The organism is Pseudomonas sp. GNP012, from assembly GCF_054343835.1.
Genome location: NZ_JBTGUU010000001.1, coordinates 4,778,872 through 4,794,143, shown reverse-complemented (window position 1 = coordinate 4,794,143; position 15,272 = coordinate 4,778,872). Strand labels below are relative to the sequence as shown.

The following is a 15,272-nucleotide window of genomic DNA, read 5'->3' as shown; positions in this document are numbered from 1 at the left end:
CCCGCTCCCACAATGTCTGCAGGTGTTCACAAAGAATGTGTTCATAACCGATCAACTGTGGGAGCGGGCTTGCTCGCGAAGGCGTGCGCAAGCACACCCCAAATCATTTTGGTTTCCTGGCAATCCGCAACGCCTTGGCCTTCGCCTCCACCAACAGGTACATCACCAGGGCAATCAACAACGGCAGGATGAAATAAATCGCCCGATAGGCCAGCAGCCCGGCCACCAGGCTGCCCCGCGACACCTCGTGTTGCAGCAATGCCACGAACACCGCCTCGAGCACGCCGAGCCCGGCCGGGATGTGAGTGATGACCCCGGCGATGGCGCTGATCAACAGCACGCCCAGTACCAGTGGATAGTCCAGTTTGCTCGGCAGCAAGGTGAAGATCACCGCCGCCATCAGCGACCAGTTCAGCGCACCGAGGGTCAGTTGCAGCACCGCCATGCGCAAGGACGGGAGGTCGATTTCGATACCGCGAATCACCCACTCACGACGTTTGGCAAACTGGCACGCTACCAGGTAGCCGGCGCTCAACAGCAACAACAAGACCCCCACGCCTTGCAGCGCGCTGCTGCTGAGCTTCCAGCCCGGCGGCATGCGCACCAGCCCGCTGCTGAACACGGCGCCGGCAATGACCATGTAGCCGAACCAGTTGGTCGCCAGGCTCAGGCCAAGGATCTTCGCGATGTTGCTCTTGCTGACCCCGAGCCGCGAATACAACCGGTAACGCATGGCGATGCCGCCGACCCAGGCGCTCAGGTTCAGGTTGAAGGCGTAGCTGATGATCCCCACGGGCAGTATCTGTTTCCACGTCAGGTTCTGGCGGATGTAGGTGCGGCCGATCAGGTCGAAGCAGGCGTACACCAGAAAACTCACCAGGGTCAGCCCCGACGCAATGATCAGCGTGCGCACCTTGAAATCGGCCAGGTTATCGAACACTTCGTTCCACTCAAGGCGCTGGGCGAGCATCGTGAACAACACGATCAGCATCAGGAAAAACAGCATCGTCAGCGGTCGTTTCCAGCGGCTCCAGTGCGACTTGCCCGGGCTTTTGGCGTCAGTTGCCATGTGAGGCTCAGCGCGGTTCATGGTCAGCGCTCCCGGTCGGAGGGGGGATGGGTTTCAGGCGAGGTTTATGCGCCGGCAACCAACCGGCCCAAGCCGGGAAATGCCGCAGGAAGTGAAACACCAGAAAACCTATGGTCATGTGCCAGACACGCCCGCGTGGCGTGATGGCGTGAGACATGGCCTTGCAATGGTTGTCGCTGAGGTCTTCCAGGCGATCGAACAGAACTCGATTGAAGCCACGGTCGCGGATCAGCACGTTGGCTTCCAGATTCATCGACAGGCTCAACGGGTCGAGGTTACTGGAGCCGACGGTGCTCCAGTCTTCATCCACCAATGCAACCTTGCCATGCAACGGGCGGTCGCAATATTCGTAGATCTTCACCCCGGACCTGAGCAGGTAATCGTAGGTCATGCGTGCGGCGAGTTTGGCCACCAGCATGTCCGGTTGCCCTTGCAGGATCAGCCGCACATCCACACCCCGGCGGGCCGCGTTGCGGATATCGCGCAGCAGGCGCAAGCCGGGAAAGAAGTAGGCATTGGCGATCACCACCCGGCGCTTGGCCTGGCGTAACACTTGGCGGTAAACCTCTTCAATGTCGGTCGGGTGTTCACCGTTGTCGCGGTACACCAGACGTACCTGGCCATCGTGATCGCTGAGGGCCAGCTCCGAACGCCGCTGCCGACGGCGTTGCCACCAGTATTTGGCGTGCGCCGGGCGACCGCATTGCAGCAGAGTGAAGTGATGAATGTCGGCCACCGCCGGGCCTTGCACCTCCACGGAATAGTCCTGCTTGGCCTCGGGACCGAAGTCGGCAAGGTGATCGGCAGAAAAGTTGATCCCGCCGATGAAGGCAATGCTGCCGTCCACTACCACTATCTTGCGGTGCAGGCGCCGGAACCAGTTGGTGCGGATGCCCAGGCGTTTTGGTGCCGGATCGAACATTTGCAGGTGCACGCCGGCGGCGGTCAGGGCGGTAAGGAACTCGGTACTCAATTCGCCGCAGCCAAAGCCGTCGAGGCTGACGGTGGTGCGTACACCGCGCTGGGCAGCTTCGATCAGGATCTGTTGCAGCTCATTGCCAACCTTGTCCTCGAACACAATGAAGGTTTCCAGCAGGATTTCACTTTGCGCCCGGCGAAGGGCGTCAAATACCCGGGGAAAATACGCTTCACCGTTTTCCAGCAACTCGACGCGATTGCTGCCTTGCCAGCCGTATTCGACGTCGACCGCTGTCGGCTCACGGATCGGCGGAGCGGGGATGTTATCCAGTGTGGTTTTTTCCATCGACTGGCTGCTCATAACTCGATCTCCACCGACAGCGGGACGTGGTCGGAAAGGTGCGACCAGGGGCGGGTGGTCAGCACTTGCGGATGGCTGGCCTTGAGGTTGCGCAGGTAGATGCGGTCCAGACGCAATGCCGGCAGGCGCGCGGGGAAACTGCGCGCCGGTTTGCCGTGGTGCGCGGCGAAGGCTTCGCGCAGTCCGCAGGGTTTGAGCAACGCATCGGCGCGCTGACGCCAGTCGTTGAAGTCCCCGGCGACGATCACCGGGGCATCGGCGGGCAGGGCGTCCAGACGCTGGGCGAGCAGCTTCAATTGCGCCGTGCGGTGACTTTCGCGCAGCCCCAGATGCACGCAAATGGCATGCACTTCCTGGGCGTCGCCTGGCAGGCGCAACACACAATGCAGGATCCCGCGGTTCTCGTGACCGCTGATGGACACGTCGAGATTGTCGTGGCGGATGATCTGGAATTTCGACAACAGCGCGTTGCCGTGATCACCCGCCGGGTACACCGCATTGCGGCCATAGGCGAACTGCGGCCACAGGGTGTCGGCGAGGAATTCGTATTGCGGCATCGCCGGCCAGTTGGTGTAGCGCTTGGGGTGGTGCTCGTGGGTGCCGTGGACTTCCTGCAAAAACACCACATCGGCAGACACGCTGCGCACCGCTTCACGCAGTTCCGGCAGGATGAAACGCCGGTTGAGCGCGGTGAAACCTTTATGGGTGTTGACCGTCAGCACCTTGAAGCGATAAGTCACGGACGGATCCTGTACCCGCATGTCGGTTGCATTTGAGTGTGCGGGAATATCGGTGTGATTCGCTGTCATGTCGCCTCCCGCCTGACGGCCCCTGTTTTTGAATGACTCTGGGGCGGCGGCGAAAGTTTCGATGGGGCTACGGACGGTACTCGACTTGAACTCACATCCATCCAATGTGGGAGCGGCGGTGCGGCGATCCGACTTGCTCGCGAAAGGGGGGTATCAGTCACATCAATGCAGGATGTGCCGCCGCCTTCGCGGGCAAGCCCGCTCCCACAGGGTTTATCAATGGCCGGCGATAATGCGGGCAGAACCGTCGGCCGGCTCGGCATAGGCCGGGCCAAGGCGATCAAGACGTCCGCTCCACGCAGTCAATGCCAGCGCCACCAGCACCACCAGGCCACCGATCCACGCGGTATGGATCAAACCCATGTGGGCGACGATCAGGCCACCGCCCCAGGCGCCACCGGCAATGCCGAGGTTGAACGCGGCGATGTTCAGGCCGGATGCCACGTCCACGGCATGGGGCGTGTGATGTTCGGCCTGGCGCACCACATACACCTGCAACCCCGGCACGTTGCCGAATGCCACGGCACCCCAGACCAGAACGGTAGCCAGTGCCAGCCAGGGATTGCCGGCCGTGAAGGTCAGCGCGAACAACACGGCGGCGAGCAGGGCAAAAATGATTTTCAGGGCGCTGATCGGACCGCGTTTGTCCGCCAGTTTGCCGCCCCAGATATTGCCGACGGCCACGGAGATGCCGTAGACCAGCAACACCAGGCTGACGGCGCTGGCGCTGAAGCCGGAGAGGTCCTGAAGTATTGGCGCGAGGAAGGTAAAGGCGGTGAACGTGCCGCCGTAGCCGACGGCCGTCATCGCATACACCAGCAACAGGCGAGGTTGCTTGAGCACCTGCAATTGCTGCAAGAACGACGCGGGTTTGCTGTGGGCGATATTTTTCGGCACGTAGATCAGGCTGCCGATGAAGGCGATGACGCCCAGTGTCGAAACGGCGAGGAAGGTTTCACGCCAGCCGAAATGCTGGCCGATGAATGTCCCCAGCGGCACGCCGGTGACCAGCGCCACGGTCAGGCCGGTGAACATGATGGCAATCGCGCTGGCGGCTTTTTCCTTCGGCACTAGACTGGTGGCGATGGTCGAACCGATCGAGAAAAACACCCCGTGGGCCAGGCCGGTGACGATCCGTGCGAGGATCAGCGACTCGTAGCCCGGTGCTTGCCAGGCCAGCAGGTTGCCGAGGGTAAACAGCACCATCAGCGACAACAGCAACAACTTGCGCGGAACCTTGCCGGTGAGGGCGGTGAGCACCGGGGCGCCGACGGCAACGCCAAGGGCATACAGGCTGACCAGCAGGCCGGCGGACGGCAGGCTGACGCCGAGGTCGGCGCCAATAGTGGGTAACAGGCCAACGATGACGAACTCTGTCGTCCCGATGGCAAAGGCGCTGAGGGTCAGCGCGAGCAAGGCAATGGGCATGGCTGCAACTCCGGAGGATGATTCGATGGAGCGCAGTGTCGGGGTTCGGGTTGTGCGGAAAAATACAGGGGCGGACATTTGATATTTGCCTTGAGCGCAAAGATCACGAGCACGAGTGTTAATCTGTGGCCCAGGAAGGCAGCGCTGTCCTGCTATCCACTAGCAATGCCCGAACTTGCCCGGCATTTTTCGATCAGTTCCTTACCGACACAGCCAAAGGAGCGGGTGTTTTGATCAGGCTCAAGACCGCGATACTGCTGGGGGCGTTGCTGTTTGTGGGCAGCGAGCAACTGGAAGCCGCCGCGATACCGGGGCTGCCGGCCACCGCGACCGCTGCGACGCCGCCGGCCCACCCCGAACCGCTGGTGCAAGGCGGATTACTGGGGGCCATCAGTTCAAGCATCGACGAGGTCCAGACCAGGCTTGATCTCAATCAAAACCTGCTCGACGCCTGGCGCCTGCGTGCCGACCGCGCGGCCGATGAAGTGGATCATTTGGTCAATCAGCCTTCGGCCCGCTCGCCCTTGAGCGTCGTTGTCGATTTCCTGATACTGACCTGCGTGTGGGCCGCCGTGTTTGCCTGCCTTTGGCTACTTGGGCGATTGTTGGCCAAACGCCTGTGCGCGCATCGCCTGCTGCTCAGTCGTGAACGGGGCCAGGCGTTGCTCGGTTACGTGCTGCCCTACACCTTTGCGGCGGTGATCAGCCTGCCGCTGACGATATATGCCAGCCAGTTCTTGCCGGTTTCGGCGGGCCGGGCGCTGGCGCTGTGCCTGGCTTATGCCACCAGCGCGGGGATCTTTGCCGCGTCATTGGTGATGTCGCTGATGGTGGTGTTCAGTGCCGGCCACAAGCGCCGGGCGGTGCAGATCATCCGCGAGAAGAGCCCCCGGCCGTTATTCGTTATCGGCTTTCTGGTGGCCTTGAGCGATGCCCTGACCAGCCAGCAGATCTCCCATCTATTGGGTAGCAATCTCACCAGCAGCATTGCGGTGTTCACCGGGATGGCGGCCTCGCTTTCCTTTGGCTTGCTGGTGATCCGCATGCGTCGCCCGGTCGCTCACGTGATCCGCATCCTGCCGCTGGCCCAGCGCCAAAGTCAGCCGGCATTGCGTGAAACCCTGCGGATTTTTTCCGGGCTCTGGTATTGGCCGATCCTGTTGATGGTGCTGGTCTCGATCATCAACCTGATCGGCGTTGGCGCGGACAACCAGATGGTACTGCGCAGCGCCTTGTTCACCACGGTATTGCTGATTGCCACGGTGTTTCTCAGCACCACGCTGCACCATCTGTTCAAGGCGCGCAGCGAAGCGGACCTGCGCCGCAGCAGCGCCTACAAGGAGCGTTTTCTCAATTTGTCCCACGCCTTGCTGCGCATCGGCATGGCCATCGTGTTCATCGATATCCTCGGGCGGATCTGGGGTGTGTCGCTGTTCGAATTCGCGGTGAGCAATGCCGTGGGCCGGGCGATCAGTGATTCCCTGAGCCACATCGGTTTGATCCTCCTGGTGACCTGGATGGTCTGGGTGGTGCTCGACACGGCGATCCAGGAGGCCCTGAAACCGCCGACCAACAAGCGCTCGGCACGCCAACCGAGTACGCGGGTGAAAACCATCCTGCCGCTGCTGCGCAATGCGATCAAAATCATCCTGGTGGTGATCTGCGCGATCACCACCATGGCCAACCTGGGGATCAACGTCGCGCCATTCCTGGCCGGTGCCGGGGTCATCGGCCTGGCAATCGGTTTCGGTTCCCAGCAACTGGTGCAGGATGTGATTACCGGGCTGTTCATCATCATCGAGGACACCCTGTCCATCGGTGATTGGGTGGTGCTTGATTCCGGGCATGCCGGCACGGTCGAAGGCCTGACCATCCGCACCTTGCGCCTGCGCGACGGCAAGGGCTTCGTGCACTCGGTACCGTTCGGGCAGATCAAGGCCGTGACCAACCAGTCGCGGCAATTCGCCTATGCGTTTTTCTCGGTGCAATTCACCTACGACACCGACGTCGACAAGGCCATCGAACTGATCCGCGAGGCCGGGCATTCCATCAGCAACGACCCGTTCCTGCGCTACAACCTGCAAGGGCCGCTGGATGTGTTTGGCGTCGACAGGATGGACCTCAATGGTGTGGTGCTGACCGCGCAATTTCGTACGGTGTCCGGTGGACAATATGCGGTGAGCCGGGCCTTTAACCAGCGATTGAAAAAGCTTGTGGATAACTGCCCGTGGGTGAACTTCGCGCAAACTTATCCACAGCAGGCGCTGGTGCCGCGGCATTCGGTCGAAGCGCCACCGGAGGCTGAGCCGGAACATGCTGCGGTGTTGATGCCGGATCGGCCGCGGTCTCAATAGCCGGTTTTGTACTTGAGGCTTTCAGTGGCTGGTCTGGCCCCATCGTCGGAACGCCGCCCGGAGCAAGCTCGCTCCCACAGTGATCTCTGTTGTGCCAAAAATTTGTATTCACAGAAAATCCCCTGTGGGAGCGAGCTTGCTCCGGGCGGCGTTCCGACGATGGGGCCGGTCCAGACGACATTAATGCCGGATCAGCTTGCTGCGCACCTCGGCACTCGCCTGCTGATCCAACTCCCCCCAAAACTGTTGCTTGCCGGCAATCTCGGCAGCAACCGGTAAACCATCGCGATACACCAGCCGATTGCTCGCTAGCGCCGGGACTTTCGCACCAGGTAATAGCGTGCCGGCGAGGTTCAGCGGATCGACCCCGCACACCGCGACCAAACTCCCGTCATGAGGCCGACGTCGCACCTCCCGCAGCAATGGAATCGCCTCGGGCAGGGCGAATTGCTCGCCCGCCAGGCCGCTGACAAACCGCCCCCCGCGAATCTCGCCGCGTGCTTCCAGGCGATGGAAGGTGCGCAGCAGTTCGCGCCAGCTCGGCAGCCAGTCCGCCTCACGTTCCAGCAAGCGCCAGAACACCACGCCGTAACGACGCAGCAAGGTCATGGCGATGTGCTCCAGGGTATCGCCCGGCGTCGATGCGGGACGCTGGTTTCCCGCCACAGGAGCAGTTGGCGCGCGTCGCAACAAGGCCCAGCGCCCGGCGTCGTCCATGCCGCCGATGAATGCGCCGCGTCCACGCCGACTGTTGCGCGACTGGCGCTTGCTCGCCGGGGTGATCAGCGCGCGTAAACCGGCAAAGCTGTCGGCGTTCACCAGCCCCGCGCCTACCAGTTCCTGCAGGGCGATTTCCAGCTCCGAACGCAGCAGGTGCGCCTCATGGATCAGCTCGTCGAAAAACAGCGCGCCATGTTGGCTGAGGGCGGCGTGGACCTTTTGCGTTTTCGGCGACAGTTCACTCACCGGTGTCTGTTCGGTCAAGCCGCTCCAGAGGCCGACCCGGTTGCGCGGCAGCAACACAATCGGTGTGCTGCGCAGCGCGGTGCCGGTGCTTTTGTTGTGCGCCGAAAGGCGCGTCCACACCAGTCTGCCGCTGCGGCACAGTTCATCCAGCCAGGTCGCCGAGTAGTCCTTGATCCGTGCGGGCAGAATGTCGCTGTCCCAGGCGGAAGCGGCGGCGGGGTAGCCTTCGAATTGCCCGACGATGGCTGGCAACACCGCCGCGCCCTGGCCCTGGCTGGCGCTCGACACATGCTGCCAGTCGAACAGGAATCGCATGAAATCCTGCAACGCCACCGGTTCGATTTCCCGGCGCAGGCGCTTGACCGTATAGCGGTGAATCCGCGCCAGCAAATGCCGCTCGCACCATTCTTCTTCAGCGATGCCCGGGGTGAAGCGACCGCGCAACACGTAGCCTTCGTGTTCCAGTTGCGCCAGGGTCTGGGTCACTTGTGCGGAGGGCAAGGCGAGTGGTTCGGCGATGCGCTCGAGGGCAAGCGGGCCGAAGGCGCTGAGCCGTGCGCGGATCAGTTCGAGGACGGCTTCGTCGGGTGTCCAGGTTTCATCGAAGTCCGGCAGCGCTTGCAGCGGTGGCGTTAATTCGGCCTGTGGATAAATGGCCCGCAGGCAGGTCAGGCGCTCCAGCGCCAGCCACAGCGATTGCCCGGCATTGATCTGTAAACGGCTCGCGCGTCCGCTGTCGGCCAGGGTCTTGAGCCAGTCGAGCCATTGCGGATTGGCGCTGGCCTCGACATCGGTGATGCACGCCAGGCTCATCAAGGCCTCGTGCATTTCATCGACACTGCAAGGCACCGGCCAGGCTTCGTCGCGCACGGCGGCAATTGCATCGGCGTCCAGTGCACCGAGGTCGTCGGTGGATTGCGGATCGCTCCAGCGCCGATTGAGTACCGCTTGGGTGCGGCGCTCTTCAAGCGGTGCATCGTCGAGAAAGGTGTAGGGGCGGGCGCTGAGAATCTCCGCCGCAAGCGGCGAGGGCGCTGGCAAGTCGCGGCTGATCAGGCGAATGTCACCGCGTTCCATGCGCCGCAACAAGGCCAGCCAGCCTTCAGTGTCCATGGCTTCGTGCAGGCAATCGTCGAGGGTCTGTTCCACCAGCGGATGCTCGGGAATCTCGCGTTCGCCGGCGAGGTTTTCCACACAGGCAATCTGATCGGGAAACACGCTGGCGATCAGGTCTTCGCTTTTCATCCGCTGGATCTGCGGCGGGACTTTGCGCCCGCCGCTGTAGCGTGGAAGGGCAAGGGCCACGCCGGCATTCCAGCGCCAGCGCACGCCGAACAGCGGCGCGTCGAGCACGGCCTGGATCAGGATGTGCTCGGCGTTGTTGCTGTGCAGGTAGCGCCAGACATCCTCCAGTTCAAAACTGTGGCTGGTGGACAGCGACAGCACGATGGCGTCTTCGCTGGCGGCGGCTTGCAGTTCGAAGTTGAAGGTGCGACAGAAACGTTTGCGCAGGGCCAGGCCCCAGGCGCGGTTGATGCGGCTGCCGAACGGCGTATGAATGACCAGTTGGGTGCCGCCGGACTCGTCGAAAAAACGCTCCATCAGCAGCGTGTCTTGCGATGGCAGGGCACCGAGCGTCTGCCGTGCGCGGGCCAGGTAGTCCACCAGTTGTTCGGCGCTGGCGAGGTTCAGGCCCAGGGTCCCGGTCAGCCAGTCGAGCGCTGGCTGCAAGTTGCCAGGCTCGGTACCCAGCAGGTCGTCGAGTTTTGCCTGCAAGCGCGCCACCGCCGAGGACAATTCGGCACTGCGCCCCGGCGCTTCACCGAGCCAGAACGGGATGGTCGGCGGCTGGCCCTGGGCATCTTCGACACGCACCTTGCCGGTTTCCACGCGCAGGATTCGATAGGAGGTATTGCCCAACTGGAAGATATCCCCGGCGATGCTTTCCACCGCGAAGTCTTCGTTGATGGTGCCTATATTCAGCCCTTGAGGCTCCAGCAGCACGGCGTAGTCGGCGTTGTCCGGAATGGTCCCGCCACTGGTCACTGCGGTCAGTTTTGCGCCACGGCGCCCGCGCAGCGTGCGGCTTACGGCGTCGCGGTGCAGGTAGGCGCTGCGCAGACCCTGACGCCCGTTGTAGCCCTCGGCGAGCATGTGCAGCAGCGCCTGGTAGTGTTTTTCGTCGAGTCCGGAGTAGGGCGAGGCGCGGCGCAGCATCTCCAGCAGCGCTTGCTCGGGCCACTCCTGGCAACTGACTTCAGCGATGATCTGCTGCGCCAGCACATCCAGCGGCGCCTGCGGTATCAACAAGGTATCGAGTTCGCCCCGGCGCACGCAGTCGAGCAGCGCGGCGCATTCGATCAGGTCGTCGCGGGTGGTGGCGAACAAACGGCCCTTGGGCGTGCCGCCGACCTGGTGCCCGGAGCGGCCGACCCGTTGCAGAAACCCGGCAATCGAACGCGGTGAGGAGATCTGGCACACCAGGTCGACGTCGCCGATGTCGATCCCCAGTTCCAGCGACGCCGTGGCGATCAGCACTTGCAGGTCGCCGCGCTTGAGCCGCTGCTCGGCGTCCAGGCGAAATTCCTTGGCCAGGCTGCCGTGGTGGGCCGCTACGGCGTCCTTGCCCAGGCGTTCGCTCAGGTGACGGCTAAGGCGTTCGGCCAAACGGCGGGTGTTGACGAAAATCAGCGTGGTCCGGTGTTCCCGGGCGAGGGCGGCGAGGCGGTCGTAGACCAACTCCCAGACATCGTTGGCCATCACGGCCGACAGCGGCACGGGCGGCACTTCGATGTCCAGGTCGCGGGGGCGGGCGTGGCCGATGTCGACGATCTCGCACGGGCGGTCGCGACCGACCAGGAAACGCGATACTGCTTCGATGGGTTTTTGCGTGGCCGACAGACCGATGCGCAGCAGCGGTTCGGGGCAGAGGGCCTGCAGGCGTTCAAGGCTCAGGGCCAGATGGCTGCCGCGCTTGCTGGCGGCCATGGCATGGATTTCGTCGATGATCACCGTTTGTGTCGTACCGAGCATCTGCCGACCGGAGTCGGAGCCCAGCAGCACGTACAGGGATTCCGGTGTGGTCACCAGAATGTGCGGTGCCGTCTTGCGCATTGCCGAGCGGTCTTTTTGCGGTGTATCGCCGGTGCGCACGGCAGTGCTGATCTGCAGTTCGGGCAACCCCATCACACGCAATTGCTCGGTAATGCCGGCCAACGGGGTTTGCAGGTTGATCCGGATGTCGTTGGACAGCGCCTTGAGTGGCGAGACGTAGACCACCAGCGTGGCGTCGGGCAAGCCTTCGGGGCTTTCCAGGCCGCGGTGCACCAGGTCGTCGATGACCGCGAGAAACGCGGTGAGGGTTTTGCCGGAGCCGGTGGGCGCGGCGACCAGGGTCGAGCGCCGCTGGCGGATCAACGGCCACGCCCGGGCCTGGGCGGCGGTGACCGCTGCGAACGTGTGGCTGAACCAGGCACTGACGGCAGGGTGGAAGCCGCTCAGGGCACTGTCTGCGGGGATGGGCAGGTTCATGCAGCAAGTTATGCGGGTGGGGGGCGCAAGATGCAAGTACCACTTGGGGATCTCTATTGGCCTTCAGGGCCTCTTCGCGGGCAAGCCCGCTCCCACAGTGTCCGTGTCGTTCACAAATTACATATTCACAGAAATTCCCTGTGGGAGCGGGCTTGCCCGCGAAGGGGTCATCAAAGCTGACACTAATCCCGGACATCTACACTTTACGGATGACGGTTGCGCACTAAACCCGCAAAATGCAACGATTCCGGCAATTATCAACGACATCGCCTGGGGGTGATGTCGATATAGCCATCGTTCCAATCAGACTGGGCCTGCTGACTCTATGCGAATGCGCCTTATGTTACTGGGCGGCGGAAATGCCCTTGGGCAGGCGCTGATTCGCCTCGGTGCGGAGGAAGACATCGGTTTCCTCGCCCCCCGCCCACCGCAAGACGGCTGGGATGCCGCGAGCCTGACACAACTGCTCGACGACACCCGTCCCGATGCATTGATCAACCTTGCCTACTACTTCGACTGGTTTCAGGCTGAAGCGGTCAGCGAACAGCGTCTGGCCGGCCAGGAGCGCGCGATCGAGCGTCTGGCGGAGCTGTGCCAGCACCACAACATCGTCCTGCTGCAACCTTCCAGCTACCGCGTGTTCGACGGTTCCCGCGCAACGGCCTACAGCGAGAAAGACGAACCGGTGCCCTTGGGCTTGCGGGGGCAGGCGTTGTGGCGGATCGAGCAAAGCGTTCGCGCCACCTGCCCGCAACACGTGCTGCTGCGTTTCGGCTGGCTGCTGGACGACAGCCCGGATGGCGCCCTTGGCCGCTTCCTCGCCCGTGCCGAACAACCCGAGGAACTGCTGATGGCCGACGACCGGCGCGGCAATCCGACGCCGGTCGACGATGCCGCCCGCGTGATCATTTCAGTGCTCAAGCAACTCGATTGCGCAGCGCCACTGTGGGGCACCTACCACTACGCCGGGCATGAGGCGACCACACCGCTGGCGCTGGGACAGGCGATTCTGGCCGAAGCCCGCAGCCTGCATCCGCTGGCCATCGAAGCTCCGACCGCACAGGCTCACGCCGCGCGTCCGGATGCTGCGGAAGAGCCGCAACACGCGGTATTGGCCTGCAAAAAAATTCTGCACACCTTCGGGATCAAACCACGCGCCTGGCGTGCGGCGCTTCCCGGTCTACTGGACAGGTTCTATCGCCATGGCTGACGGCCCCGTTTTGATCACCGGTGGTGCCGGTTTCATTGGTTCACACCTGACTGACGCGCTGCTCGCCAAGGGCCATGCGGTGCGGATTCTCGATGACCTGTCCACCGGCAAGCGCAGCAATCTGCCACTGGATAATCCCAAGGTCGAACTGATCGTCGGCGACGTGGCCGATGCGGCTGTGGTCGCCCAGGCGATGGCTGGTTGCAGCGCCGTGGCGCACCTGGCCGCCGTGGCGTCGGTGCAGGCCTCGGTGGACGATCCGGTGCGCACGCACCAGAGCAACTTCATCGGCACACTGAACGTCTGCGAAGCCATGCGCCAGGCCGGTGTCAAGCGCGTGCTGTTCGCCTCCAGCGCGGCGGTGTATGGCAACAATGGCGAGGGCGAGTCGATCGACGAAGACACGCCAAAGGCGCCGCTGACGCCGTATGCGGTGGACAAACTGGCCAGCGAGCAGTATTTCGATTTCTACCGTCGCCAGCATGGGCTGGAGCCGGTGATTTTCCGCTTCTTCAACATCTTCGGCCCGCGTCAGGATCCGTCCTCGCCGTATTCCGGGGTGATCAGCATTTTCAGCGAGCGCGCACTGAAGGGCTTGCCTATCACGGTGTTCGGCGATGGTGAGCAGACCCGGGATTTTGTCTACGTCGAAGACCTGGTCGACTTGCTGGTGCAGGCCATCGAGAAGCCCGGGGCCGAAGTCGGTGCGGTCAACGTTGGCTGGAACCAGGCGACGACCCTCAAGCAAATGCTCGAAGCGCTTGAAGCCGTGGTCGGCCAGCTGCCGCCGGTAAGCTACGGCCCGGCGCGCTCCGGTGACATCCGTCATTCCCGGGCGAACAACCGGCGTCTGCTGGAGCGCTTCACTACCACGGAGCAGACGCCGATGCGCGTGGGGCTGGCGCGGTTGCTGGGGCGATAGATCGCTTACCCGCGGACATGAAAAAGGCGCCTTTTTACAGGCGCCTTTTTCACGGCCGGAATTTACGTTAAAGCGTGTGCAATTCCTGTGGCGCAATCCAGGCAATGCGGTTTGTCTAAGTCACCGCTTCTGCCGAATCTGGGGCTGCTTTGCAACCCAACGGGGGCAAGCCCCCTCGCCACACAAGCCTCATTCACCACCACGTGAACGTTCTTCAGAACTTGTAACCCAGGCCAACCATGTAGATGAACGGGTCTACATCGACGTCCACCCGTGCCCGGGTACCTGGGGCAATCGAGTTGTTCTCGACAGTGGCGCGGGTATCGATGTCGATGTAGCGCACCTGGGCGTTGATCATGATGTTGTCGGTCAGCATGTAGTCCGCACCGACCTGCCAGGCCAGGCCCCAGGAGTTTTCCGCCTTGAAGTTGCTGAAACCGGCGGACTGCGCTTGGCTGCCAACGTGTTCGTCGTAGATATAGGTGTAGTTGATGCCGCCGCCGACGTACGGCTGGAAGGCCGACTTCGGATCCAGCGGGTAGTACACCAGGCTCAAGGTCGGCGGCAGGTGCTTGAGGGTGCCGAGTTTGCCGTTGGCTGCGCTCAGGGCCGTGCCCTTGAGTTTCACGTCATGCTCGAACGGTGTGGCCGCCAGCAGCTCGATACCCAGGTGGTTGGTGAGCATGTAGGCGAAGTTCAAGCCCAGTTGCGTGTCGCTGCTCAGGGTCGCCTTGCCACCCAGGTCGGCACCTGCGAGCGGGCCTTGATCAACCTTGACGCTGGAGCTGTCAGCTTCCGGGTTGACGGTGATTGCGCCGGCGCGAATGAGGATGTCACCGGCTTCGAAAGCATTGGCGAGCGGGGCTGCGAGCGCGAGGGCAACCAGCGAAGCGCTGAGCAAGGACTTGTTCATGGGGGCTCCAGAGGACGTTAAAAATGTTCGATGTCCAATGGTAAGGCGCCTAACGATTCGGTCTTTTGATGCAGCTCAATGAAAGTGGGAAGGGCGTGATTTTTGTGGTGTTGCTGATGGCCTCATCGCGAGCAAGCTCGCTCCCACAAGGAGTTGCGCAATGCTGAAGATTTTTGTTTCAACATCGAACCTGTGGGAGCGGGCTTGCCCGCGATGGCGATTGTGTTGGCGACAAGGAAACTCCGGATTCACTCCGGCAATTCATACAGATAAATCTTGTCCGCCTCCATCTGATACCCGGCATCCGCCAGTTCGCTGGTGGACGCCTTGACCTGCAATGCGCCCTCGATCCAGTACGGCTGATACAACTCGTCGAGCTTCACGCCGACTTCGCTCTTGACGTGCACGATCTGGTTCGAAGGCGGTGGCGGTACGTGTATGCAAGCGCCGAAATAGGGCACCAGCAGAAACTCCGTGGTGCGTCCTTCCTCGCTCACTTCCAGCGGCACGATGTAGCCCGGCAGTCGAATGCTCTGGCCATCGAGTGTCTTGACCACCGGTGCGTTGGGCAAGTCTTGCCTGGCGGCGGGCGCCGACTCGGCCGACAGTGCATTGCTCATCTGCGACAGGTCATGCAGCGGCGTCATGTTCGGCACTTCTTTCGGCGCATCCGGCGGAATCATCTCCGACCAGGTCAGGTCTCGCGGCTGAGCTGCCCACAGGGGCAGGGCGACCAGCATCAACAGCGCAAGTACAGCGCGGGGCATTTT

General features: G+C 62.6%; 10 protein-coding genes. 3 read left to right on the top strand and 7 right to left on the bottom strand.

Annotation, left to right across the window (positions count from 1 at the left end; all coding sequences use genetic code 11):
* Positions 1–103: 103 nt before the first annotated feature.
* The 4 genes from ACXX83_RS21665 to ACXX83_RS21650 form a co-directional block, all read right to left on the bottom strand.
* Positions 104–1,090, bottom strand: a complete 987-nt coding sequence (locus ACXX83_RS21665; RefSeq protein WP_458549536.1) for a lysylphosphatidylglycerol synthase domain-containing protein — start codon at positions 1,088–1,090, stop codon at positions 104–106.
* On the bottom strand, positions 1,077–2,369 hold the full coding sequence (gene clsB, locus ACXX83_RS21660) for a cardiolipin synthase ClsB (RefSeq protein ID WP_217836491.1): 1,293 nt from the start codon (positions 2,367–2,369) through the stop codon (positions 1,077–1,079). Before clsB ends, ACXX83_RS21665 begins: the two co-directional genes overlap by 14 nt.
* Positions 2,366–3,130 carry an endonuclease/exonuclease/phosphatase family protein gene (locus ACXX83_RS21655; RefSeq protein ID WP_225923777.1) on the bottom strand — a complete coding sequence of 255 codons (765 nt, stop codon included), beginning with the start codon at positions 3,128–3,130 and terminating at the stop codon, positions 2,366–2,368. The genes clsB and ACXX83_RS21655 overlap by 4 nt, the downstream gene beginning before the upstream one ends.
* Positions 3,131–3,394: 264 nt before the next feature.
* Positions 3,395–4,606, bottom strand: a complete 1,212-nt coding sequence (locus tag ACXX83_RS21650) for an MFS transporter (protein WP_458549535.1) — start codon at positions 4,604–4,606, stop codon at positions 3,395–3,397.
* A gap of 230 nt (positions 4,607–4,836) precedes the next feature.
* On the opposite strand from ACXX83_RS21650, the gene ACXX83_RS21645 reads away from it, so the two are divergent.
* On the top strand, positions 4,837–6,960 hold the full coding sequence (locus ACXX83_RS21645; RefSeq protein WP_458549534.1) for a mechanosensitive ion channel family protein: 2,124 nt from the start codon (positions 4,837–4,839) through the stop codon (positions 6,958–6,960).
* Positions 6,961–7,140: 180 nt separating this feature from the next.
* On the opposite strand, the gene ACXX83_RS21640 is transcribed toward ACXX83_RS21645, so the two are convergent.
* Positions 7,141–11,457 carry an Lhr family helicase gene (locus ACXX83_RS21640; RefSeq protein ID WP_458549533.1) on the bottom strand — a complete coding sequence of 1,439 codons (4,317 nt, stop codon included), beginning with the start codon at positions 11,455–11,457 and terminating at the stop codon, positions 7,141–7,143.
* A 325-nt stretch (positions 11,458–11,782) separates the two neighbouring features.
* On the opposite strand from ACXX83_RS21640, the gene ACXX83_RS21635 reads away from it, so the two are divergent.
* The gene (locus ACXX83_RS21635) at positions 11,783–12,667 is read left to right on the top strand and encodes a sugar nucleotide-binding protein (protein ID WP_015097021.1); all 885 of its coding nucleotides are present in this window, start codon (positions 11,783–11,785) and stop codon (positions 12,665–12,667) included.
* Positions 12,660–13,589 carry a UDP-N-acetylglucosamine epimerase PgnE gene (gene pgnE, locus ACXX83_RS21630; RefSeq protein WP_458549532.1) on the top strand — a complete coding sequence of 310 codons (930 nt, stop codon included), beginning with the start codon at positions 12,660–12,662 and terminating at the stop codon, positions 13,587–13,589. The genes ACXX83_RS21635 and pgnE overlap by 8 nt, the downstream gene beginning before the upstream one ends.
* 214 nt (positions 13,590–13,803) lie before the next feature.
* On the opposite strand, the gene ACXX83_RS21625 is transcribed toward pgnE, so the two are convergent.
* Positions 13,804–14,502, bottom strand: coding sequence for an OmpW/AlkL family protein (locus ACXX83_RS21625; protein WP_217836486.1), 699 nt, complete (start codon positions 14,500–14,502; stop codon positions 13,804–13,806).
* A 248-nt stretch (positions 14,503–14,750) separates the two neighbouring features.
* On the bottom strand, positions 14,751–15,269 hold the full coding sequence (locus ACXX83_RS21620) for a DUF3299 domain-containing protein (protein WP_015097018.1): 519 nt from the start codon (positions 15,267–15,269) through the stop codon (positions 14,751–14,753).
* Between the last annotated feature and the right edge of the window lie 3 nt (positions 15,270–15,272).

What these genes read in the sequence shown, in the direction of transcription:
- pgnE (WP_458549532.1), top strand. Translation starts at nt 12,660, where the DNA reads ATGGCTGACGGCCCCGTTTTGATCACCGGTGGTGCCGGTTTCATTGGT.
- clsB (WP_217836491.1), bottom strand. Translation starts at nt 2,369, where the DNA reads ATGAGCAGCCAGTCGATGGAAAAAACCACACTGGATAACATCCCCGCT.
- ACXX83_RS21650 (WP_458549535.1), bottom strand. Translation starts at nt 4,606, where the DNA reads ATGCCCATTGCCTTGCTCGCGCTGACCCTCAGCGCCTTTGCCATCGGG.
- ACXX83_RS21635 (WP_015097021.1), top strand. Translation starts at nt 11,783, where the DNA reads ATGCGAATGCGCCTTATGTTACTGGGCGGCGGAAATGCCCTTGGGCAG.
- ACXX83_RS21655 (WP_225923777.1), bottom strand. Translation starts at nt 3,130, where the DNA reads ATGCGGGTACAGGATCCGTCCGTGACTTATCGCTTCAAGGTGCTGACG.
- ACXX83_RS21620 (WP_015097018.1), bottom strand. Translation starts at nt 15,269, where the DNA reads ATGCCCCGCGCTGTACTTGCGCTGTTGATGCTGGTCGCCCTGCCCCTG.
- ACXX83_RS21665 (WP_458549536.1), bottom strand. Translation starts at nt 1,090, where the DNA reads ATGAACCGCGCTGAGCCTCACATGGCAACTGACGCCAAAAGCCCGGGC.
- ACXX83_RS21625 (WP_217836486.1), bottom strand. Translation starts at nt 14,502, where the DNA reads ATGAACAAGTCCTTGCTCAGCGCTTCGCTGGTTGCCCTCGCGCTCGCA.
- ACXX83_RS21640 (WP_458549533.1), bottom strand. Translation starts at nt 11,457, where the DNA reads ATGAACCTGCCCATCCCCGCAGACAGTGCCCTGAGCGGCTTCCACCCT.